Source organism: Clostridium sp. YIM B02555, from assembly GCF_022320955.1.
In the GTDB taxonomy this organism is placed as follows: Bacteria; Bacillota; Clostridia; order Clostridiales; family Clostridiaceae; genus Clostridium; species Clostridium saccharoperbutylacetonicum.
The window spans coordinates 68,302-93,048 of record NZ_JAKJJY010000007.1; the positions used below are offsets into that span (position 1 = coordinate 68,302).

General features: G+C 29.4%; 20 protein-coding genes and 1 pseudogene. 18 read left to right on the plus strand and 3 right to left on the minus strand.

The genetic code is table 11. The annotated features are described in order from the left end of the window. Nucleotides 1–82 precede the first annotated feature (82 nt). From L3B98_RS11875 to L3B98_RS11950, 16 genes and pseudogenes are all read left to right on the plus strand, one after another. The gene (locus tag L3B98_RS11875) at nt 83–703 is read left to right on the plus strand and encodes a hypothetical protein (RefSeq protein WP_015394185.1); all 621 of its coding nucleotides are present in this window, start codon (nt 83–85) and stop codon (nt 701–703) included. Between the two features lie 767 nt (nt 704–1,470). Next, nucleotides 1,471–2,922, plus strand: coding sequence for a TROVE domain-containing protein (locus L3B98_RS11880; RefSeq protein ID WP_238916764.1), 1,452 nt, complete (start codon nt 1,471–1,473; stop codon nt 2,920–2,922). 128 nt (nt 2,923–3,050) lie between these two features. Next, entirely contained in the window at nt 3,051–4,646 is a 1,596-nt protein-coding gene (locus L3B98_RS11885) for a hypothetical protein (protein ID WP_238916765.1), read from the plus strand. 110 nt (nt 4,647–4,756) lie between these two features. Continuing rightward, nucleotides 4,757–5,980, plus strand: coding sequence for an RtcB family protein (locus L3B98_RS11890; RefSeq protein ID WP_238916766.1), 1,224 nt, complete (start codon nt 4,757–4,759; stop codon nt 5,978–5,980). Nucleotides 5,981–6,128: 148 nt separating this feature from the next. After that, the gene (locus tag L3B98_RS11895; protein ID WP_015394182.1) at nt 6,129–6,455 is read left to right on the plus strand and encodes a hypothetical protein; all 327 of its coding nucleotides are present in this window, start codon (nt 6,129–6,131) and stop codon (nt 6,453–6,455) included. 60 nt (nt 6,456–6,515) lie between these two features. Next, nucleotides 6,516–7,082, plus strand: a complete 567-nt coding sequence (locus L3B98_RS11900; RefSeq protein WP_238916767.1) for a hypothetical protein — start codon at nt 6,516–6,518, stop codon at nt 7,080–7,082. Nucleotides 7,083–7,201: 119 nt separating this feature from the next. Next, a pseudogene (locus L3B98_RS11905) lies at nt 7,202–8,199 on the plus strand (nucleotidyltransferase domain-containing protein). A 268-nt stretch (nt 8,200–8,467) separates the two neighbouring features. Continuing rightward, the gene (locus tag L3B98_RS11910; protein WP_238916768.1) at nt 8,468–8,869 is read left to right on the plus strand and encodes a hypothetical protein; all 402 of its coding nucleotides are present in this window, start codon (nt 8,468–8,470) and stop codon (nt 8,867–8,869) included. A gap of 88 nt (nt 8,870–8,957) precedes the next feature. Further along, entirely contained in the window at nt 8,958–9,305 is a 348-nt protein-coding gene (locus L3B98_RS11915) for a hypothetical protein (protein ID WP_238916769.1), read from the plus strand. A gap of 92 nt (nt 9,306–9,397) precedes the next feature. After that, a complete protein-coding gene (locus L3B98_RS11920) occupies nt 9,398–12,163 on the plus strand; it encodes a TNT domain-containing protein (RefSeq protein ID WP_238916770.1) in 2,766 nt (921 codons plus the stop codon). A gap of 10 nt (nt 12,164–12,173) precedes the next feature. Next, nucleotides 12,174–12,437 carry a hypothetical protein gene (locus L3B98_RS11925; protein WP_238916771.1) on the plus strand — a complete coding sequence of 88 codons (264 nt, stop codon included), beginning with the start codon at nt 12,174–12,176 and terminating at the stop codon, nt 12,435–12,437. A gap of 63 nt (nt 12,438–12,500) precedes the next feature. After that, nucleotides 12,501–13,556: a hypothetical protein gene (locus L3B98_RS11930; protein ID WP_238916772.1), complete on the plus strand. Its 1,056-nt coding sequence runs from the start codon at nt 12,501–12,503 to the stop codon at nt 13,554–13,556. Nucleotides 13,557–13,572: 16 nt separating this feature from the next. Next, a complete protein-coding gene (locus L3B98_RS11935) occupies nt 13,573–14,019 on the plus strand; it encodes a hypothetical protein (protein WP_238916773.1) in 447 nt (148 codons plus the stop codon). A gap of 76 nt (nt 14,020–14,095) precedes the next feature. Next, nucleotides 14,096–14,614 (plus strand): metallophosphoesterase, encoded by a 519-nt coding sequence (locus tag L3B98_RS11940; RefSeq protein WP_238916774.1) that lies wholly within the window; start codon nt 14,096–14,098, stop codon nt 14,612–14,614. A gap of 356 nt (nt 14,615–14,970) precedes the next feature. After that, on the plus strand, nt 14,971–16,017 hold the full coding sequence (locus L3B98_RS11945) for a leucine-rich repeat domain-containing protein (RefSeq protein WP_238916775.1): 1,047 nt from the start codon (nt 14,971–14,973) through the stop codon (nt 16,015–16,017). 150 nt (nt 16,018–16,167) lie between these two features. Then, the gene (locus tag L3B98_RS11950; protein WP_238916776.1) at nt 16,168–17,613 is read left to right on the plus strand and encodes a triacylglycerol lipase; all 1,446 of its coding nucleotides are present in this window, start codon (nt 16,168–16,170) and stop codon (nt 17,611–17,613) included. A gap of 254 nt (nt 17,614–17,867) precedes the next feature. Here L3B98_RS11950 and L3B98_RS11955 read toward each other — a convergent pair whose 3' ends face one another. After that, nucleotides 17,868–18,776, minus strand: coding sequence for an AraC family transcriptional regulator (locus L3B98_RS11955; RefSeq protein ID WP_238916777.1), 909 nt, complete (start codon nt 18,774–18,776; stop codon nt 17,868–17,870). A gap of 135 nt (nt 18,777–18,911) precedes the next feature. On the opposite strand from L3B98_RS11955, the gene L3B98_RS11960 reads away from it, so the two are divergent. Further along, nucleotides 18,912–20,924, plus strand: coding sequence for a glycoside hydrolase family 31 protein (locus L3B98_RS11960; RefSeq protein ID WP_238916778.1), 2,013 nt, complete (start codon nt 18,912–18,914; stop codon nt 20,922–20,924). Here L3B98_RS11960 and L3B98_RS11965 read toward each other — a convergent pair. Together L3B98_RS11965 and L3B98_RS11970 are read right to left on the minus strand one after the other, a co-directional pair. After that, nucleotides 20,908–22,215 (minus strand): glycoside hydrolase family 27 protein, encoded by a 1,308-nt coding sequence (locus L3B98_RS11965; protein ID WP_238916779.1) that lies wholly within the window; start codon nt 22,213–22,215, stop codon nt 20,908–20,910. The two genes, L3B98_RS11960 and L3B98_RS11965, sit on opposite strands and share 17 nt — an antisense overlap. Before the next feature lie 125 nt (nt 22,216–22,340). Beyond that, a complete protein-coding gene (locus L3B98_RS11970) occupies nt 22,341–22,940 on the minus strand; it encodes a hypothetical protein (RefSeq protein ID WP_238916780.1) in 600 nt (199 codons plus the stop codon). 257 nt (nt 22,941–23,197) lie between these two features. Between L3B98_RS11970 and larA the strand changes: the two genes are divergently transcribed. After that, the gene (gene larA, locus L3B98_RS11975; RefSeq protein ID WP_238916781.1) at nt 23,198–24,487 is read left to right on the plus strand and encodes a nickel-dependent lactate racemase; all 1,290 of its coding nucleotides are present in this window, start codon (nt 23,198–23,200) and stop codon (nt 24,485–24,487) included. Nucleotides 24,488–24,747: the final 260 nt, after the last annotated feature.

The following is a 24,747-nucleotide window of genomic DNA, read 5'->3' on the forward strand; positions in this document are numbered from 1 at the left end:
GCTAAAATATGATAAAATAATACAGTTGTGTAAAAAACAATAAGGGGTAAATTTTAGGAATTAAATTTTAGGGGGAATTAAAATGAAGAAGAAATTTAAAATTTTTATTGCTGCATGCATGGCTTTAAGTTTGTTAGCTGGATGTGGAGCAAAGGCAAAAGCTAAACAACCGACTGATAGTAGAATTAACGGAAATTATTATACCTTCACTGGTGAAGAATTTAAAAATTATTTTAATGAGGCAGTAGGCTCTGGTTCTAAAATTAATAAATTCGAAGGAAAGAAACTAGAAATCAATAGTAAATATGCTGGAGCAAAAAGGACTGAAGAAGATGACAGATACTTATACATTGAACATGTAGATAAAAATATGATTACAGCAAAATCTCAAAAGGAAAATGGACCACTATTAGAAGTTTCCATTGATTTTGGTGGTGGAGAAGAAACTAAAAAAGGATCATTTTCTGAAATTAAGTATACTAAAGGTGAAATTAATGATTTGAAAAAATATGCATCTGCAATATTTGATGTATGTGAACCAAATGTTGAAACAAAACAATTTGAAGAATTTTTTGATAAATGCTTTGATGGTAGAGTCTTAACAACGACTCAAGAAAAAGAAATTGGAGATTTAAAGATAACTTTGGTATCAAGGGAAAAACTTGAAATGACATTTGTACCTAAAACACAAAAATTTAAGTAACATATTATAAAGGTTAATTTAAAAGATAACTAATCCTATGTTATTTACACAATAAATATAAGAATAATCTGTGTAAACTCAAAGAGGATGAATTGAATTCATCAACCTAAGTTTATATGGATTATTTTTTATTACAATAAATATATGTAAAATACCTAATTGGTACTAATGGATTATAATTCTAAAGATGCAAAGTTTTTGTCTTTAAGAAAATCATAGAAATAATATAATAAGTATTGTAGTCAAGAGGATAAGTCAACATGGCAGTGCATATCTGAGTTACTTCGTATAGCAAAGTATAATAATGTTTAAAAGTGATAATTAGGATTTGAAATTAAACACAAAAATCAAATGAAAAATACATAATAAATACTTTAGTAATCATAAATTAATTTCTAAAGTAAATTCAATTCAGAAGGAAGGTTGAAGATAATGTGATAGTTTAATATAGTGCCGAAAACTACTCAGATAAATTTACTCCATTATATAGGTTAGTTTTAAGAGAAGTGCAGAAAAGTGTTACTTTGTAGTAAAGCTAAAATAGAAGTATTAAACACTTTTTGATTTTCTCTCTGTTATATAAATACCACAAAGCAGTATAGTTTGCAAAACTTAATAAACTAAACAAATTAACGTGATGATAAGAGTATTTAGGCATATTACAATAAATAGATTGATTAATAAATTGTTGATAATATGGCCTATATGGTGCAACTCCATAAGTCATCAAAAAAATCAAACTTCATTATTGGAAGGAGTAAATTATAATGTCAAAGTTTAATGCTGCTAAGTGTAAAACATTAAATAAAGCAGGCCATGTAGCTTTTAAAATGGAATTAAAGGAAAAGCTAATAACTGAAGTTTTAACAAGTTTCTTTAACGAAGGAAAGTTTTATGGAGATAATTCTTTAGAGATAGTTAAAGACTTAAGACAGATTATTAAGATAGATCCAAAGTTTATAGCTAACTTAGCTATATATGCTAGAAAAGAAATTCATTTAAGAAGTATCTCTCATGTTATAGCAGGGGAGCTCGCTCATGATGTGCAGGGAAAGAAGTATGTTAGAAGAGTTTCAAATGAAATAGTTGAAAGAGTAGATGATATGGCAGAAATTTTAAGTTACTATTTAAATGTATATGGTAAGCCAATTCCAAACTCTTTAAAAAAGGGACTTTCTGATTGTTTCTTAAGATTTGATGAGTTTTCATTTGCAAAATATAATAGAGAGAAACAAATTAGACTCAAAGATATAGTCAATTTAGTGCATCCAAAGCCAAATAATCTTGAGCAAAGCAGTATGTTTAAAAGACTACTTGAAGATAAATTAACAACCCCATTTACATGGGAAACAGTGCTTTCAAGTGAAGGTAACAACAAGGAGACCTGGGGAAAGCTAATTGGAAGTAATAAACTTGGTTATATGGCTATTCTCCGTAATTTGAGAAATATTATTAAAGCTGAGCCAGATAATATAAATATGGTATATGAAGTTTTAGAAAATGAAAATAGAGTTAAAAAGAGTAAGCAATTACCTTTTAGATATTATTCAGCTTATAAGGTGTTATCAAATGAAGGATTAGGAACCTCAAAGATCTATGATGTATTGGAAAATGCAATTAGGTATTCAACAAGAAATATTGATAAGTTAAAAGGGAAAACCTTTATATCGACCGATGTGTCGGGTTCTATGAGTTATAACGTAAGTAAAAAAAGTGATATGACGTGTGGTGAAATAGGAACTTTACTAATGGCTATTGCAAATAGTATTTGTGAAGAAGCTATAACAAGCACTTTTGATACAAAATTTAAAATAACACCACTTGCAGCTGGAAATGGAATAATATCTAATGCTAAAGCAATAAAACAAACTTGGGGAGGTACTGATATTTCATTACCAATACGATATTTGTTAGATAATAGAGTATATGTAGATAGAATAATAATTTTATCGGATAATGAAATAAATAGAGGCTATGATCAGTTATGTCAAGATTTAATTGATGAGTATAGAGCTAAAGTTAATTCAAATGTGTGGGTTCATGCAATTGATCTTGTAGGATATGGGACTCAACAGTTTAAAGGAGAAAAGGTCAATGTAATTGCTGGCTGGAATGAAAAGATATTAGAATTTATACCAAATGTAGAAAATGGCCTAAGCAATTTAAAAGATACAATAGAGGATTATTATTTTAAGAAAGAGTTGCAATCAGTAATATAGATGTTAGCTAGTTTTATAGAAAAAGCACTTGAATATCATTACATGTTTATAAAAAATAGTTAATATATAAGTATATATTTTAGAAATTTTATTTGTTATTCAAAATAGGAAATTTGGAGATGAGATTGATGATTATAAATTTGTTTAGAAATAAAGATGATAAAAAATCCATATATGATATTTTAAAGAATTGTACTTATGATGGTATTTTAGATTACAGTTCAGCAGATGAGATCTTAAACCCAAAAGATGGTGAGAATATAAAAATATCAGCAGGTTTTTTAGATCAATTTGGTATTGATGAAAAAATGAGATTGACACAAGTGCAGAGGATATTGGAATTATTAAACCAAATTAGCAATAATAAATTAAAAAAAGCTTCTGTAGTTGAAAAGAAATTACTTGAAATTAATTTTAAAAACTTAAATATAATAGATGAATTAATTTCTAAGTTAGATAATCGAACTTATTCGGATAAAACATATGAAATATTTAAAGAAATATTGTTTACTACAGGCAATAGTGAAATATTTAAGTTTGCTATTGATATGACAGGATTACATAATAAATGTGTTGAGTTAATAGAGGATTATCTTATTATTGGACAAGCGGAGGAATATGCCAGATATATTTCTTATGTATTATGTGGATGGAGAGATAATAAAGCGGCAAAAGAAGGAGTTTTTTATTTACTTAAAATAAATAGGGATTGGGGAGCTATTAACATAGCTAAAATGTTAGTCTTACAAGAAGATATAATGCAGGATATAAGTAACCAAAGGGAAATATTAATTGGTGCTCTCAAAAATAATTGTATTCGTATGGAAATTGCTTATTATTTGGGAAGTACATTAAATATAGAAAGATTATTTGAGAATGCACAGGAAGATAAAGAATTAATGAAATATTTAATTGAGTTGTTTTATTCATTGTTCTTTGAAACACAGCCTAATGGAGGGCTGCTAAATCTAGAAAAGGATATTGAGTACTTAAATCTATATATAGATAACATGGAAAAAGCAGAGTTTAAAACATTGAAGCTTTTAGGTTTGAAGAATATAAAAGAATTTCTTGAAGATGAGAAAAATGAGGCTTTTATAAAAAAAGAGACTATAGAAAGTGTTTATAATAATCTCAAAGTAAGGGTTGCAGAACTATGGACATTAACATATTCCATAGAACTTTTAAGAAAAGCAATTTATGAAAAAGAAAATATATGGACATGGATACAATATACTAAAGCTAATAATATTGTAGAAGTTATACCTGATTTTGAAAAAGTTTATTTAGAATCTGATGAATTAAATGAAACTCTAGAGACTTTATTAATAAAGTTTGGTAGTAATGAAATAAAAGAGAAAATATATTTAGAATTTAAGGCTTTATATAATATAGGAGAAAGAAAAAAACATAATTATTCACATAATAATATTATAGGGAAACAGTATAAAGAAGAAAGAAAAATAATTAGCAAAATAGCAGTGCTTGGAGAAGTGAATAATAATGAAGTTTTAAATTTTATTGAGATGCTTTTAGAGGATTATAACCCACAAGTAAGAGCTAAGGCAATAGAAGTGTTGGAAATAGTTGAAGAAGAGAAGATAAAGGAAAAAACATACTTAGTGGAAAAAATAATTAAAAGACTAGTAGATAAGCCAGAATATATTAGCAAAGCTGCAATGATTTTATGCAAAAATAAGAATATTGAAGTACAAACATATTAATAGAATTTTACAATTAAATATGAAAAAGAGAAGTAAATATATAAATTGAAAGGAAGTGAAGATTTAGTGAGTGGTATATTTGTTGTGCTGCATATCACTAAATATAATACATGTTAGAAGTTAAAGGAAAATATAATACAGCAAAAGTATTTACAGATAATATAGAAAATGAAGCAATTGAACAATTAGAAGAATTATGTGATCAGTCATTTGTAGAGGGTTGTAAGGTAAGAATAATGCCAGATACTCATAAGGGGGCAAGCTGTGTAATTGGATTTACAGCTGATTTAGGTGATAAGGTAATTCCTAATATTGTAGGAGTTGATATTGGATGTGGGATGTTAACTATTAATTTAGGGAAAATAGATGTTGATTTAGAAAAGTTGGATGATATTATTCATAAATATGTTCCATCAGGAATGAAGGTTCACCAAGGAAGAGTTGTTAGATTTCCAGAATTACAAAATTTAAAATGCTATAGAAGTTTGAAAAATACTAAAAGAATTGAAAAAAGTATTGGCACTTTAGGTGGTGGAAATCATTTTATTGAAATAAATGAAAGTGCTGATGGAACTAAGTATCTTGTAATACATTCAGGTAGCAGAAATTTAGGCTTGCAAGTGGCTAATATCTATCAAAACTTGGCTATAGATTTATGCAGTGGTAAAGGTGATTATTATATTAAAAGAGAAAAAATAATTAGTGAGTATAAAGCTGATGGGCGTAGAAAAGAAATTCAAAGAGCTTTAAAAGCTTTAGAAGCATTATATGATGATTTAATGCCAAGTTATCCAAAAGGCTTATGTTTTTTAGATGGAGATTACAGGAAAGAATACTTACATGATATGAATATCTGTCAAGAATATGCTGTTTTAAATAGAAACACTATGGCAGATATAATTTTAAAGAAACTTTTTGGAAAAGGCTTTGAAGAATATGAGTCATTTTCTACTACTCATAATTACATAAATTTCAAGGACAATATTATTAGAAAAGGAAGTATTTCAGCTTATGAAGGGGAAAAAGTATTAATTCCACTTAATATGAGAGATGGAAGTATAATTGCCATAGGAAAAGGAAATCCAGATTGGAATTATTCAGCACCCCATGGGGCAGGACGTATTATGAGTAGGACTAAAGCTAAAGAAAAAGTGGATTTAGAGGAATTTAAGGCTTCAATGGAAGGGATTTATACGACTTCAGTTACAGAAGCAACTCTTGATGAAGCTCCGATGGTGTATAAACCTAAAGAAGAAATCCTTCAAAATATTTCTGAAACTGTTGAGATTATTGAAATAATTAAACCAATTTATAATTTTAAGGCTCAAGGGTAATAAAATTACAATTATTTATATTGTATAGATTTTGAGTTTTGAACATCAAATTTAATCTGAGATTATATAGAAAGTTACAAAAATAAATTATTAGGAGGTGAGAAAATATGATTTGGATAGATGACGCCTTGTAGTGGAGGTGATATTAATGTCAAGAAGCTACAAAAAGACACCCATTTGTAAGGATGGATATGGTAGTAAAAATTTAAAGTGGTGCAAAAGGTCTGCAAATAAGAAAGTGCGCAGATATAGTGATATTCGTAGTGGAAAGTCATATAGAAAAGTATATGAAACTTGGACGTTTCGCGATTATGTTTCTAGAAAAACTTTGAAGGAACATATAATTGAATTACAAAGAGAAATAGAGATATGTCTTAAATTACGTGGTAGTATAAATAATTTAAGTAATTATTATAAAAAAGAATATAATAATGGTTATTTTAGAATGTGGAAAAAATTTTATTATTGGAAATAATTAATAGGAGCATAGTTTGCTCCTAAAAATAATAATTTAGATGTATTAGGAAGGTTCTAAATGAAAATTGATATTTTTAAAAATGTTGAAAAAAAGTTCGCACCTTTTGATGGAAATATTTTAAGACTGAATATGAATGGTGAAAAGGTTCCTATTAGTGTTATAAGAGAAATAGTAGAGAAGATATTCCTATATTTAGGAAGAAATAATTTGTGTGGCAAAATTTATAGATATGATGACTGGTTGCAGCATGATGGACTATTATTTTACAAAAAGAGGTTTACATATAAAAAAATAAAGCGTATTTTAAATGATAATAAATCATTTTACAATAGTAGGAATGAAGATTATCTAGTAAGAAGAGGGTATTATGATTCGAGAAGTCGGTGGTATGTGAGAGTATATGTTTTGGATAGGATTTATTTAAAAAAAGGAGAAGAACTTTGGGGTGACTTTGATATATCAATATCAGATTATCATATTCATAAACTCAAAGAAATAATAGAAAATAAGTATTCAGTTAAATTAGGTATAGAAGAAGCATATACATATTTTCAAAGGATAAATGTTGCAAATAATCAATTGAATAGTTCTACAGATAGCCAATGTATTATATTTCAAAGTTAGAAAGGCTTTGCTGATTTTAATAATTATGCAAAATGCATTAAAAATGAAAGAGAAAGGGATTCTGAGACTTTAAATGAATTTTTTTATAAGACTCTTAGAGTTTGTAGAGGTGACATAAAATGAAAAATGAAATTTTAAATAAAGAAGAATATAAATTCCTAAATTCAAGTGTAAATTTGGGAGATAACTTAATTTATTTAACCCTTTCAGGATCAATAGGATATGGAACTAATATAGATAGTAGCGATATAGACTTAAGAGGAATTACAATTGAAAAAAAGAAAATATGTTTGGATTTCAAAGCTTTGAACAATTTGAAGATAAAGAAACAGATACGGTTATATATGGACTTAAGAAATTTGTTTCATTAGCCTTAAAAGGTAATCCTAATATTCTTGAGTTATTAGGTACACGGGATGAGCATATTATCTATATGAATAAATATGGTGAAGTATTACGTAAAAATAGAAATATGTTTTTATCAAAAAGAGTAATACATACTTTTGGAAACTACGCCACGGCACAATTAAGAAGGCTTCAAAATGCATTAGCAAGGGATGAGTATCCTCAAGAAGAAAAAGAAAAACATATTCTTAATACAATAAATAATCAAATGGAGCATTTTTCAACTAATTATACAGAGTTTCCAGAAGGAAGCATAAAATTATATATTGATAAATCTAATAAGCAAGAAATGGAAACAGAGATGTTAATGGATATTAAAATGGATAAATATCCATTAAGAGATTTTGTTAGCATATACTCAGAAATGAGTAATATAGTTCATGATTATGATAAGCTTAATCATAGGAATAGAAAAAAAGATGAGGGTAAGCTCTTAAAACATGCTATGCATTTAATAAGACTTCTGGTTATGGGAACTGAAATATTAAAAACTCATGAAATTAATACTTATAGACAGAAAGAACATGATTTATTATTGGATATTAGAAAAGGTAAATATAGTTATGATGAATTGTTTAAATTGGTAGAACTTTATGAGTTTGATTTTAAAGAAGCATCAGTGAAAACAACTTTACCTAATGAGTCTGATGAAGGACAAGTTGAGGAATTCTTGATTTCTTTATATGAGGAATATTATAATTTGAAATATTGAGAATAGAAGGGGATGTAGTTAGATTTGTGTGAAAAATCTACTACATTCTTTTTTGTATTGTTTGATGGAGTTTTCTCTTTATCCCAATATATTGGATTAATTTTATTATTTTAAGTAATAAAATGTCAAAAAAGCAAATTTAAGAAGATAATATGCTGATAATTTGAATAACTGGGAAAGTATGCTATAATAGTAATGCCGTAAATTTTAATGAATTTACGGTGTTTTATTATAATAAACGAAAAATGAAAATGGGGATGAGAATAATATGGCAGAAGAAATAAAAGTAAATCCAGAGGCATTTGAAAAAGCTATAGCGACATTAACACAGTGTAAAACTGAATTATGTCAAGCCTTGGAATATCACAAAAACCTTAACAATGAAATGAAGGAAAATTGGATAGGGATTAGTGGTGATGCCTTTATTCTTACTGAAAGAATTGTTGAAGAACAGTTTAAAGAGAGAATAACTGATTTGGAAAATGAAATAGAAGATTTAAATAATACTATGTTTACAATGTTTGAAGAGGATAAATTAATTGGACAGCTTATAGGTGGATCAATATTTGGGGCAGTGGGGTCTGAAGCAGCAGCTTTAATAAATAGCTCTGAAGATGTTAATAAAATGATTAATTCAACTCAAGCAGTAATAAATGATTCTTCAAATTAACAATAATAAATAGCTAAGGGAAATAAGTAATATGAAAATATGGACAGTTATAAGGATTAATAATGTCTTGAGGAAAGGAACGAAATAAATGGGATGTAGATGCTCAGATATACGAAAATGCTCTAATGATATATCACAAATAGAGAAAATAGAGTGTATTTTAAGGTTTACAGATAACATAAATGAGAGGGTATCATCTGAATTAGTTAATTTGGCTTCAAATGGGCTATCAACATTTTATTGTGCTAATGAAGATGAATTGATGACAAAGGAAAAAAAGTTAAATAATACTGTAACAGATGAACTTGATGAGTTAAAAGTTAAATGTAGTGATAAAATAACAGAATTACAAGAGGAATTATCTTCTATGAGAAGAGAAGATATAAGATATCATTCGGAAGAGAGAGAGAAACACCACCATCATCATGATGATTAATAAATAGTAATAGAGAGAATAAACATAAAATTTGATTTTTCAAAATGCATTCTGGTTTAAATCAAAATAGGGAAAACACATGGGAGTAAGTTATGAATTTTAAAGTAGATTTAGGGAAATTAACGGGTACAATTAGTGGACACGATCATGTAATGAGTATATTGGCTGAGCAAAAAGCCATAGTTAAGGGTGCACTAAATGAATTATATCAAGGAGGATGGTCAGGAGCAGCTAGAGATAAATTTGAAGCAGCGCATAAAACAAGAGAAGAAAAGTATACATTGCTTGAAACAGAAGTGAAATTTATGAAGGAAGTTTTAACTTATGTTGAAAAAGTAACAGCAGTAAGTTTGAAAAAAGACTGTGAAAATTTTGTTAATTATATAGATAGATGCGGAATTGGTAATGGTGTCACAGGACCAGATACAGGACTAATATCTTTTTATGGTGACACTGCTCAGATAAACAGAAATATATCTAATTGTGTGGATGAAGATTATAAAGATATTCTTAAAAATATGAATACTATAACTGATATTATAAGTAACTTGGAATTTACAGCCTTTGATATAGGTGGGGATATATCAGATATAGAAAAATCAATAAGTGATCAAACTACAAGTCTTACAGGGTTTGAAGAAGCCTTTAATAAATATTATAATGGAGTGAACGAACTTGAAAATAAAGTTTGTGGTGAGTTTTCTAAATTATCTGGAATAACTGATTATAAAACCTTCGAGAAAAGTTCAGTTATTACTGCAAATGGTGAAATAGATAAAAATAATTTAGAAAAAATGCTCAAAGAAAATTCTGGAGAATTATCAGATGAAACTAAACAGACCTTTATATATTTATGCAGAGTTTTAGGTAAAGATAAATTTAATGATCTAATAAAAGAAATAGACGCAGATGAAAAAGAAAAGCAGAAGCAGGCAAATATAAATAAGGATATTTTAAATTTATTAAAGGATAATATTAAAGATGGGCTTAGATTAGATATACTAGGACAAGCAGAGGATTCTATCAAAAATTTAAAAAGTTTATATGGAGATATAGGCGCAGATGAGTATTTAAAAAGTAAGCTCGGTGAAGAAAATTATAATAACCTAGTATCAGGGATTAATTCAGCAGAAGACTTTATTGATGATCCACTTAAAGATATGAATAAACTAAATGATTATTTAGAAAATAGTGAAACTGGGCAATATTTAAAAGAGAATAATAAGCTGCTATATGATAAGCTGAAAATGAAACTTGTAAGACAAGAGGCATTAACAGTTGATGTAATTAATATGGGAAAAGGAATTTTAAGCCTTCATGATTTGCTTAAATATAATAACGATGTAAATTCAGACTTCATGGAAATTCAAGTAGAAAAAGCTTTAGGTATTAATGGAATGGATGACGAGGATACTTATAAGAAAGCACTAGAAGCAAATCAAAAAGATATGGAAAATGCCATGAAATTGTCTTGGGATACAGCAAAGGGAATAGTTCCAGGAATAATAAATGATGTAAAAAATACTCTTGATCCAAAGAATGCGTGGGACTTTTTCACAAATCCAGATATGAAATTGGAAGATGCACAAAAGTGGAGTCAAAGTGCAATAAACACTGCAATGACAGTAGATGGAGTTAGGGCTGGTTTTGGATTTGTAAAAGGAAAAATTTCTGGAATTTCTAAGGTGGGTTCAGAAGTAGGATTAGAGACAAGTTTAGAAGAAGGAGCCAATGCATCAAAAGCAGGTAAAATAAAAGCGGAAATAGATACTAATCTAGAAAATATTAAAAATGAAGAAATAAGCAGTGCTGATTTAGAATTAAAGGATATTAATAAGGAAATTGAAGTAGATAATATAAAAAATATAGATAAATCAGAAATTGATATAAATAATAAAGAAATAGAAGTAGAAGTAGAAGGCCCGGTAAAAGACGAGGTTGAAACTACAAAGCTTGGGAATAATGTTGAAGTTGGAACACCAGTAATAGGGAATGTTGTAGATACTGCAAGGGAAACTGAGGTGCCTAAGGTTGACAAAGAGGTTTCGAAAGATATAGAATCAGAGAATGTGAAAGATGGGATTGATGGTGATAGAAAAAGTACTGAGAAGTTAGGTGAAACTATTGATAAAGATATATGTATTTCTTTAAGAACAAAATTAGATGATATTAGTAGTAAAGTTGTTGGAAAGATTGATTTAGAAGGTAAAGTTCAACAATCAGATATAGAAAAATATGTTAGCGATATGAAAAATGCATATGATAATTCATCAAAAGTGGAGAAAGGAGATATTCTTGTACCAGAAAGTGCAGAATATTTAAAAAATCCGCCAATTGCTCTTGATGCAGATGGTGTACCATATAGCGATCCGAATTATAAATGGCCATTTAACAATGGTTTTAAAGGAAAGCCAATGGAAATAGTACCTAGTGTAGGAGATGAGTTTGATAGAGTAGGAAACGAAAATGGAAGATTTGTTTCACCTATAAAAGATGGCGTTTTAATTCCAAAAGAAAAAAGGGCCTTACCGTATCATTTTACTGAAGAGAATATTGCAAATGAGCCTTCATATAATAGATATAAAGTGAAGCGTAATTTTAATGAATTAAAAGATGCTATAAATGAATATAATAATCCAAAGTTGAGTGTAGAAGAAAATGAAGCTATGAGAGAAGAATTTATGAATGAATTTCAAAGGAATACAAGAGTTTCAGACACCTATACTCATGAGCCAGGGAAAACATATTCGGGTGATATTGCAGATGCATTTAAAGATAATGATGGTGGTGGAATACAATGGGAATTACCAATGAGTGTTGATAGTTTGAAACAATTAGGAATGATTGATTATAAATAGAGGTGAGAAAATGAATAAAGAAGAATTTTTAATTAAAATTAAACAAGAAAATTTGGGGAGATACTGTATTGGTAATTTTGATAATATATGCGAAGCACCAAATACGAGAGGATGTGCATTAGTGGATGGTGAATGGTTAATATATGAAACGGATGAAAGAGGGGAAGCAAATGTAATCTGCAAATGCGATAATGAAGAAGAAGCATTTGAAAAATTATATAATGAAATGGTTAGAAAGAAAAAAATAGATGAGATTCGTAAAAAGTTAATATAATATAAGATCAGTCACTAGATGTATAAATCTAATGACTGTTTTTTAGGTTCATGATTATCTGTAATGGGAATAGTAAATGATGCTTGGGATAAAGTTAATCTAGATATGAAATTGGAAGATGCACAAAAGTGGAGTCAAAACGCAATAAACACAGCAATGACAGTAGATGGAGTTAGGGCTGGTTTTGGATCTGTAAAAGGAAAAATTTCTGGAATTACTAAGGTGGGTTCAGAAGTAGGAGTAGAGACAAGTTTAGAAGAAGGAGCCAATGCATCAAAAACAGGTAAAATAAAAGCAGAAATAGAGGAAAAATTAGATACAAATCTAGAAAATATTAAAAATGAAGAAATAAGCAGTGCTGATTTAGAATTAAAGGATGTTAATAAGGAAATTGAAGTAGATAATATAAAAAATATAGATAAATTAGAAATTGATATAAATAATAAAGAAATAGAAGTTGAAACACCAGTAAAAGATGAGGTTGGAACTTCAAAGCTTGGGAATAATGTTGAAGTAGAAACACCGGTAATAGGGAAGGTTGTAGATACTGCAAGGGAAACTGAGGTAGCTAAAGTTGACAAAGAGGTTGCGAAAGATATAGAATCAGAGAATGTTAAAGATGGTAGTGAGGGTGCAGGTAAATCTAGTCCATCCGAAATAGCTCAAAGTTGGCAAGGAGATTTTCCATATGTGGGGGTAGATAATTACAGAAATATTACTCTAAAAAAAGGAAAAATAATATATGTGGGTGACCCATATCCAACAGGGTATGCTACAACTAAAAGTGCAGTTGACAGAATAAATGGTGATTCAAGAAAATTATTTGAAGGATTACAGGTAAAACCATATTGGGAAGATGGAATGGATGCTGCTGAATATAGAAGTAAAATGATGGCTTATGAAATAACAGAAGATACAGATGTAGCTTTTGGAATAACTAAAGCCAATCCACAATTTGGAGATGGTGGTTTACCTCAAATGTTTATACCTGATTTTAACGAATTAGTGAAGAGTGGGAAAATAAAGAGGATTGAATCAAAGACAATAGATTTGAATAATTATAAGATGTCTTTAGACGATTATAATAAAATGTTGGATGTATTAGAAGGATTAAAGTAATAATAGGAGGAGAATAATGGGATTAGATGAAGGAAAAATAATTATTAATAATAAAGAGATATACTATGGAATGAATAGTGGAAGTTTTACAAAGCTATTTTCATCGGAAATAAATAGTTATTCTAATGGTGATATTGAAAGATATAATTTTAAAAATCCACAAACAATAGACGGATTATTATTATGGATTAGAATTGTATTTAAAAAGAATATTATATCATCTATTGAATTGAAAAATGCTGACCCTAAATTAAAAAATTCTTATGATAATTGGTCAGATGACAAAGTAGAATTAAAAAGAAAAAGTCATGATGAATGGTTAATAAATCAATTAGGTCAGCCACATGAAAGAAAGCTATCAGGTATAAAATATAATTATACTTGGGGTGAAGCATTATCATATTATGACACAAAAGGTGGGGATATTGGAATAGCAATAAATTATTATAAACAGAATGCATAAAATGTCTAGAAGTGAATGCATAATAATATATATTTAGTAGAATATGTTAAGTTGTTTTTGTAATGAGGGGGATAATATGGCAGGAGTTTTTATAACAGCAGACACACATTTTGGTGATAAAAATATCATAAAATATGAAAAAAGACCATTTTTAAGCATTGAAGATATGGATAAGCAAATGATTGATTCATGGAATAGAGTAGTGAATGAAGATGATATGGTATTTCATCTTGGTGATGTGGGCTTATATCCATTATTGAAAATGAAGGATATCATTAAGATGTTGAAGGGAAAAAAGATATTGATTATGGGCAATCATGATAATTATCTAACATTAAGTGAGTGGATGGAATGTGGCTTTGATGAAGTATATAGATTTCCAATTATCTATAACGAGTTTATAGTGATGCAACATCAGCCCCCACAGTATATTAACTCTGCAACTCCATTTTTTTATCTGTATGGACATGTTCATGGAACTGAGATGTATCCAACTGTCATGAAACAATCAGCATGTGTTAGTGTAGAACGATGGAATTATGCTCCAGTTAAATTCGAGTATTTAAAAAAATGTGTAGATGAACTATCTAAGTAGAATCATCAAGATCCCAAAAGCCCTTATTTAATGTAACAGTATTAAAAAATATAAAATAAAATGAATAGTATTATATTTAATATTCTTTGAGAAAATTATTAATAATTCAAAGGCGAAAAATTAACTCAGTATAAGAGAATATAAAAATGAAAAAAAGTATTAATTAGCGATGCTTCAATAGATGATAACAATTCGTCTATTGGAGTTTTTCTTTTGTTAATTTGCATTTATATTGAGAAAAATAGTGAAAAATTGAGCATTTTAAAACATAGGTTTGTTAGGTGAATTTGGTATCTGGCAATATGTGTTATAATTATGTATGAGAAAGTAATGTTATTAGGGAAAGAGGGAAAATAATGAGAAAATTAAGAAGGGGAATAACAAGCACGTTGGTTGTAGCTTTAGTACTAGCGTTAAATCCAATAGGAGCTAATGCAGAATGGAAAAAAGATAATAATGGCTGGTGGTATGTAGAAGGAGATTCATGCGCCAGAGGCTGGAAAAACATTTCTGGGAAATGGTATTATTTTGACAGTAATGGATATATGGCCAAGAATAAAAATGTGGATGGATGGTATTTAGATGATAATGGAGTAGGGATAGAATGTGTAAGCAGTGACGGATTTCAGGTTGATAAAGCAACTGGTACCATTGTGAAATTTAGCAGAGATATTCCTTGGGGACCAGGAAGAACAACGGGTATTCCATTAGTTATACCAGAAAAGATTGGTGATATTAAAATAAAAAGTATAGGGGATAAAGCATTCTTTAATTGCGAATATTTAACAAGTGTAAAAATACCAAATGGTGTAACAAGTATTGGAAAAAGTGCATTTGAAAGATGTGTTAGTATTAAAAATATTACAATACCAAATGGGATAACAGATATAGGAGATTATGCGTTTGCTAGCTGTGATAATTTAATAAATGCTATTCTGCCAAATAGTGTAAAAAATATGGGGGGAGATGTATTTAGTGGATGCAATAATTTAACTAGTGTTTCGCTTCCAGAAGGGATAACAAGCATAAACTATTCTACATTTAATTATTGCACTAATTTAAAAAGCATAGAAATTCCTAATAGCGTGACGAGTATTAAACAGGCAGCATTCTCAGACTGTAAGAACTTGACAAGTATAGTGATACCAAATGGTGTGAAAAGCATAGACAATGCAGCATTTGATGGTTGTAGTAATTTAAAAAGTATAACAATCCCAGATAGTGTCGAAAACATTGAAGGTGCAGTATTTGATGGTTGTGATAATGCTTTGTTTTATGTTAAGAGTGAAAAAACAAAACAGCTTTTAGTTAAGAGTAGTGTACCTGTAAGTAAAATTATAGTAAGAAGAGAGCATGATATTGGTACGAGTGGATTTTGGATTTTCATACTTTTCTTCCGGTAATTGGAGGAATATGGCCACTTATATTGTTATGTACAGAAGGTCAAATAGGAGCAAATCAGTATGGAGAAGATCCTAAGAATTTATCTATATAATTATATAAATAATAGGGTTAGATTAAATTTTAAAGGTTAACTAAAGAGAGGGATAAATATGGTAGCTGTTATAATAACTTTTGCATTAATGCTAATAGTAATTAGTGTCATAGGTCTAGATATTACTAAAAAGTTAAATTTATTACATAAAGGGTTCATGTGTTTATATTTTATTTTTGCACCACACATTGTTTTGTTAGGGTATTTTTTTAGTGAACGCACACAATTTGGACAAGATAATTCCATATGCAAATGGATTATTTTAACGGAGATGATTATTTTCATTTTATATCTTTGGATGAAAGTAAACGTAGCGCCACATACAAAAAAGCAAATTGTAAACCTAAGATTAAGAGTGATGTTAGGTGGAAGGCGTATTGTTTTGTATGGCTTATATACAACATTTATTCAAGCCATAATATATTTAACTGGATTTACTAGAATACAAGGCTTTGGAATGCCTGAATATGTTTTGATTGCAGATAGTATTGTAGTTATAGTAGCAATTCTTATTTTGCTTGTAAATGGAATGCTAAGAATTTTATGTACTTCAAGAAGATTAAATATTGTGAAAAGGCTCATAGTAGGTTTTTGGAGTTTAATTCCTATTATTAATGTTTTTGTAATGTTATACGCTTGCCGTATTGCAGGAATGGAATATGATCATGAATGCTATAAAGTGATTAATTATGAAGCACGTGTTGATTCAGCAGTTTGTAAAACAAAATATCCTCTTGTATTGGTGCATGGTGTTGGCTTTAGAGATTTAAAATACATTAATTACTGGGGAAGGATACCTAAAGAATTAATTCGTAATGGAGCAACAGTTTATTATGGAAATCAAGAAGCCTGGGGTACAGTTGAGTACAATGCAAAAGATATTAAAAATAAAATTATGAATATAATAAAAGAAACAGGCAGTGAAAAGGTAAATATTATTGCACATTCTAAAGGTGGCTTGGATTCACGTTATATGATTAGCAAATTAGATATGGGTGACTATGTAGCATCTCTAACTATGATATCATCACCACATAGAGGTTGTAAGTTTGTTGATATTGCCTGCAAAATTCCTGATAAAATCTATAAGGCTATTGCAAGGTTTTTTGATAAGCACTACAAACTTTTAGGTGATAAGAATCCAGATTTTTACACTGCAAGCAGGCAATTCTCAACCTATCATAGCAAAAAATTCAATGAAGAGGTTAAAGATGTGGAGCAAGTTTATTATCAAAGTTATACATCAGTAGTAAAGAATATCTTCAGTGATTATGTTATAGCTATACCTTATATTTTTGTAAAGCTTACAGAAGGTGAAAATGATGGCTTAGTGGCAATTGATTCTGCAAAATGGGGTGAATTCAAAGGAGTTTTGAGAAACAAAGGAAGACGTGGAATTTCTCATGGAGATATTATAGACCTAAGAAGAGATGATTATAAAGGCTTTGATGTAATTGAAAAATATGTGGAAATAGTATCGGAACTCAAAAATAAGGGATATTAGGAATATATTCATAATAAAAAATATTTTATCACGAAATAGTTGTGATAAAATATTTTTTTATTCTTTAGGATTTTATAATGCATTAAAATCTGTGGATAATATATGAAAAAGACTATTTAACTGAGTGTGTATAAGAAAAAGAATAAAAAACAAATCATATTCGCCTGCCAGATTTTTCTCACATGCGTTCGAAAAGGCAGATGCGTAAAAAAAATCTCCGGCTTCACAGTCGCCTACGATTTTTTTATGCCTAATTATACCAACTTCTTGTTATTACGTCTATATTCTTTAGGAGTAGTATGCATCTTATTCTTAAATGTTATAGTAAAATAATTGGCACTTTCAAATCCAGTTTCAAAGGCAATATCTATAATTGGAAGCTCTGATTGTATAAGTAAATCAACTGCTTTAGAGATTCTATAATTAATTAAATATTCAATAGGAGTATTATTAAAATGTTTCTTGAAAATTCTACAAAACTGTTCTTTGCTTAGAGAGATACTTAATGCCCAATCTGATAAGGAAAAGGGACTTTGATAATTATCTTCTAGAAAAGCAAGAATTTTTTTTATTCGAAACGTTGTTAAAAGATCTTCCTTTTTCAATTCATTGTTTTCAATTGAATGAAATTGAATTATGTTATAAAACATCTGTAGAATATAGGCTTTAATAAGAAGTTCAAAGCCAAAAGCTTTTGAATAATAGGTTTCTATTATAGCTGTTATGTAGTGAAAGGTTTTATCGTATTCCCCAGAACTCTTATTAATATAGAGAAATTTCTTGTTTGATTTTATAAAATAAGGATCTAAGTAATTTTGCTGAATAGTATCATTAATAATGCTGGAAATTAAGTTTGGATGAAAGACTATTGCATAAAATTTACAGGGGGAGTTATTGCAACGTGAGGCTCCATGAATTAAGTTTGGTGGAATTATAATAATATCGCCTTTATTCACAATAAATGATTGCAAATCAATTTGCAGCAGCATGCTTCCTTCAATTATATATAAAATTTCTAATTCTTCATGCCAATGAGAATATAACATTATGTCGAGTGCGATTTTATGTTCTGTTAAATGCACTGCAAGACTAAATAAAAAATCTCCATGTGAAATGTTTTCTTTTAAGTCATTAGGAGCTTTTAAATCCTTATTACCTACCATTTATTTTCACCCCATTTATTAATAGTATGACATTATATTTATAGTTTATTGCAAATATAATTATAACATGAGAATTTATAAGACACTATAATTATATATAAGAAGAATATATTTCAGGTGGGAGGTTAATTAGAAATGGATTTTTACTCTATAGAAGATGGAAAGTTGATTTTTGAAAACAATGGAGAAACCTTACAAATTGAAGCTTGGGGAGAAAACAGTCTGCGTGTCAGATCGCGAATGATGGGTGAAATAATAGATACGGATTATTCCTTGTTACCTTGTAGCAGTAATACTAAAGCTAAAATAGAAATTAACAAAGAAACACAAACTGCTATCATAAAAAATGGTAAAATAACTGCAAGCATCATTAATCAATCAAGATGGGAAACTTCAGGTAGGATTTCCTTTTACAATGAAAAAGGTGAATTGTTATTAAGAGAAATTAGCAGTGGTGGAGCTTTAAAGCTTCAAGCAAGAGCTTTTAAGCCTATCATTGGAGGAGATTATAAGTTAACAGCTTCCTTTGAAGGAGATGCCAAGGAAAAAATATATGGAATGGGCCAATATCAACAAGAAATTTTTGATTTGAAAGGTTCAACCTTAGAATTAGCTCACCGTAACTCTCAAGCTAGTGTACCATTTCTATTTTCAAGTAAAGGATATGGCTTCCTATGGCATAATCCAGCTATTGGAAGAGTAAATTTTGCTAAAAACAGAACAGAATGGTTTGCAGAAAGTACTAAGCAATTAGATTATTGGATTACAGCAGGAGATTCTCCAGCTGAAATAGAAAAGGCTTATGGAAAAGCTGTAGGTACAGTTCCAATGATGCCAGAATATGGTCTAGGTTTTTGGCAATGCAAATTAAGGTATTATAATCAGGAGCAGCTATTAAATATAGCAAGAGAATATAAGAAAAGAAAGCTGCCAATAGATGTGATTGTAATTGATTTTTTCCATTGGCCTAAACAAGGAGATTTTAGATTTGAGGAAGAATTTTTTCCAGATCCAAAAGCAATGGTAGAGGAATTAAAAGAATTAGGTATAGAATTAATGGTATCCGTATGGCCTCAAATTGATCGACAAAGTGAAAATTATGAGGAAATGCAGCAAAAAGGATACTTAATTAAAGCTGAAAAGGGAGCTAATGTCGCTATGATGAATTGGTTTCCAGCAAGTATTTTTTTTGATGCAACAAATCCAAAGGCAAGAAAGTATGTATGGTCAAAATGTAAAAAGAACTATTATGATTATGGAATTAAGATATTTTGGTTAGATGAAGCTGAGCCAGAATATGATGTATATGATTTTGATAACTATAGATATTCCTTAGGACCAAATGTTCAAATAGGTAATATTTATCCACAACACTATTCTAAAACCTTTTATGAAGGAATGCAGTCAGAAGGACAAGAGAATATTGTTAATTTAGTTCGTTGTGCATGGTCAGGAAGTCAAAGATATGGAGCATTAGTATGGTCAGGAGATGTTCATTCTTCTTATGAGGATTTCAGAAGGCAAATTGTTGCAGGCTTGCATATGGGGATTGCAGGAATTCCTTGGTGGACAACAGACATTGGTGGTTTTGTTGGAGGAAATCCCGAGGATCCTAAATTCAGAGAATTATTAATCAGATGGTTTCAATGGGGGGCCTTTTGCCCAGTAATGAGATTACATGGAGATCGTGCATCAAGCACTGAGGTAATTAAAAAAGACGGCAGCAAGGCATTGTCTACTGGTGGAAATAATGAGGTATGGAGCTTTGGAGATGAAGCATATGATATTTTAGTTAAATATATGAGCTTAAGAGAAACTTTAAGAGATTATACTAGAGAATTAATGAAAGAAGCCCATGAGAATGGGGCTCCAATTATGAGGCCACTTTTCTTTGAATTCCAAAACGATGAAAAGGTTTGGGATATTAAGGACGAGTATTTATATGGAGCTGATATATTAGTTGCGCCAATAATATATGAAGGAGCAACCTCTAGGAAGGTTTATCTCCCTAAAGGCTCTCATTGGACAGATGCACATACTGGAAAGCTTTATAATGGTGGTCAAACCATTGAAGTAGATGCACCAATAGATATTATTCCAGTTTTCTTACGAGATGGAAAGCAGGAATATCTTATTGGAAAAATTTAAGCTTATATAGTGCTGCACCATGTGAAGGAACGTTAGCAGTAACTATATTTTCAACTGGATCCAAATTCTCATGTTTCCATAAATCACGTAGAGAAACATGAGAATTAATTCCAATATCCTTTAAAGAAACTGTTATAGTTTTACTTATTTCTGATAAGTTAAATAGAGCAATATAACAGCTATCATCATTATTATCCTTACTAAACCATACAGCATGCGTATCATCACGTTCTATTTGAATAGCACCATGTGAATTTGCTATTAAATAAAGGACTTCATCATTTGTTAATAGCTCTAAGGTTTCTGAATCTAATTTTGTTAATTCAGCTCCAACCATTAAAGGAGAACGAAAAATACACCACAGAGTCATTAAGGTAATTTGTTCATTTATAGTAAAGCTAGTATAGCGTTCTAAACCAAAACCTTTACCTAACCATCCAACTGGAATCATGTCACAGTCAGGATAGCAGCCAGTTAATACATGATTTTGCCAAACTTCACAACGTTCAAACATATTTTTGAGTAAAATCCAATTATCCCAAAAGTCATCAGTAATACGCCACATATTTGCAAACTTTTCTAAGTGCCAAGCTTTTTCAATTACAGCAGGTCCAGGTGAAAGGCTTAAGACAATATTTCTTCCAGAACTTAATATAGCTTTATGAATCATTTCAATTTCTTTTTCGGCAGAATAAGGATTTTCCCTATACATATTAGTATTGCATATATCATCAACCTTTACAAAATCAACGCCCCACTGCGCATATAATTCAAAAATAGAATTATAATATTCTTGAGCACCAGGCTTTTGATAATCAACGCCATACATATCTGGATTCCATTTAGATATTGAATACGGATCTGCAATTTTATCTGCAGTTACATTGGTACCTTTAATTTTTAAAGGCATATGTGCAGCATATCTTGGAATTCCTCTCATAATGTGAATACCAAATTTTAAGCCTAAATTATGAATATAATCTGCAAGAGGCTTAAAGCCAGCACCATTTTTTGAAGATGGGAATCTGTTTTCAGCCGGGAGCTGCCTAGAATATTCATCTATATTAAAATGGCTGAAATTTATGTATTGACAATTTTTCCTGTCAGTACCTGCGTTAGAGTCAGACCATTGAATATCTACAATAATATATTCATATCCGTGTGGTTTTAAGTATTTTGCCATGTATTCAGCATTAGCTTTAACTTGAGCTTCATTAACTGTAGTATCATAATAGTCATAACTATTCCAACCCATTGGTGGAGTTTGTGCAAAGGTGTTTTTTAGTAACATAATTAAAATCCTCTCTTTAAATAAAATTTTGTTAAATAAAAAATCGTTATATACGTTGTGAACGTGAACGTGTATGTTAAAAATGTTAGTGTTATTTATAATTAAAGTGATTAATACTATTTTAGTTATATTGGTGGCAATAATAAAAATGGAACGCGTTCATTTATATAAGAATATGATATTCCCATATGTGAATGTGGTAAATATTTTACATTGATATTCTCTCCAACTCTAAAATTAGTAGCTGCTGGATTAAAAAAAGTAATACTAATATTTTCATTTTTATTAATATCATGTATGGTAAGTTCAGTATCTATTTGTCTAAGCTTTGCGCCTGTATGTACCGCATTGACTGTTAATAATGAACCACTAACCTCACTATATGATTTTGTCATCATTATATATGCATCTCTGCCTAAAGGTAATGCTAAGTTTATAAAAATCAAACCACATATTATAGTGATTCCAAGAAAAGCTATAATTCCTATGAGCTTTTGATTTCTATTAGGATTGAATATTATTAATCCACCTAAAATTAATGCTGCTATAAAAAAAGTTATAATAGATACATAATTACTAATTATAAAATAAAGCCAATACTTTGTTATGTTTCCAACGGAGTTAATAGCTAGAGCTAGTGCACATGTACCAACTAAAAAAGTAATTACAATAAAAATATATAATATAATTTTTGTTTTTGTTAATTTGCTTGTACTTTTTTTCATACTTGTTACTCCAAATCCAAAGTTTTGAATTAAATTATACCCCTATTATTATACCATTTAGAGTATATGCTTCCAATAAATTGTATAAGATTTATTGGAAAATTAAGATTAATTAAGATTTGACTTTATTGCGATTAAAAGAATGATAATATTGACAAGGATTAAATATTGTATTATATATAAAATATACAAAAAAATTACCAAATTATTAATAAATGTTTAAAAAGATTAATAATTCAATTATTGGGGGCTATAAAATGAAAGAAATTAATATGAAATACGGTCAAGGTGAGATGAAAGCTTTAATCGAAGAAAAAAATCTACTAGAAGTAATTGAAAGCAATGTATTAAGGCAAGATAGAACGGAAGCTGAAATTATTTCTGAAGCATTACTTAATCCAATTGATAGTAAAAGGCTTAAAGATATAGTACATGAAGATGAAAGAGTTTGTATAGTAATTTCTGATATTACAAGAAGCTGGCAAAAGCCACATGAGTTTCTATATAAAATTGTAGAAGAACTAAATTTAGGTGGAGTTAAAGATGAAAATATTATATTTCTATGTGCTCAAGGTACTCACAGAAAGCAAACAAAGGAAGAGCATGAAATACTTCTTGGGGAGGAATTGTCAAAAAGGTTTGAAGTATATGACCACGATTGTTTTGATGAAGAAAATCTTGTATATCTAGGTGATACAAGCTATGGAACGCCTGTAAAAGTAAATAAAATAGCTGTTGAGGCTGATCATGTAGTTATCACAGGAGCCATAGTTTATCATTTCCTTGTGGGTTGGTCAGGAGGAAAGAAATCAATACTTCCTGGCATATCCTCTTTTAAGACCATATCAGCAAATCACTCTCTTTCTTTGAATGAAGGTCTTGGAAGTGGGACAAGGGATCGTGTATGTTCAGGTAATATTATAGAAAATCCTGTACATGAAGATATGATGCAAGCAGCTGCTATGGTGAAGCCGTCCTTTATGTTTAATGTAGTAATGGGACCAGATGGAGATATAGCTGGTGCAGTTGCAGGAAATTATATAACCGCTCATGAAGCCGGAAGAAAATTAGTAGATAGTATTGATGGAGTTAATATAAAAAAGAAAGCGGATATTGTTATTGCTAGTGCAGGAGGATATCCAAAGGATATAAATCTTTATCAATCCATAAAAACCTTAATAAATGCAAAAGAAGCAGTAGTAGATGGTGGAACTATTATAGTACTTAGTGAGTGTAGCGAAGGCATTGGGGAAGTTAAAGATATTAAGGATATGATATTGAATTTTGATAATATGTTAGATAGAGAAAAAGACCTTAGAGAACATTATACCATTTCAAAATTTGTTGGATACTTTTTCTGTGAGACAGGGGAAAAGTATAAACTGATTTTGGTTTCGGAAATTGATCCTGTTTTGCTTAAAAATACAAAAGTTATTGTGACTAAAACCTTGGAAGAGGCACTTGAAACTGCTTATAAGGATAAAGCTGAAAATCTTACAATAAGTATTATGCCTCATGGAGCAACTACGCTTCCAAAACTAGTTTAAATTAATAGTAAAACCAGAAATTAAAATGTAACTAGGAAAATAGTAAGTATGTTTTCTTTGATGTATTTAAAAGGCTTCACTAAATTTAAAGTTTAGTGAAGCCTTTTTGAAAATTTATCTAATTTTGGGTAATTAATTATAATATAGTACAGAAACTTTATAAAATAAAATTGACGCAGAGGATATAAGAATGATATATTAAATATATTAGATATATTATTTATAGTTAGGTATAACTTTGGTTAATATCAGCTATGAAT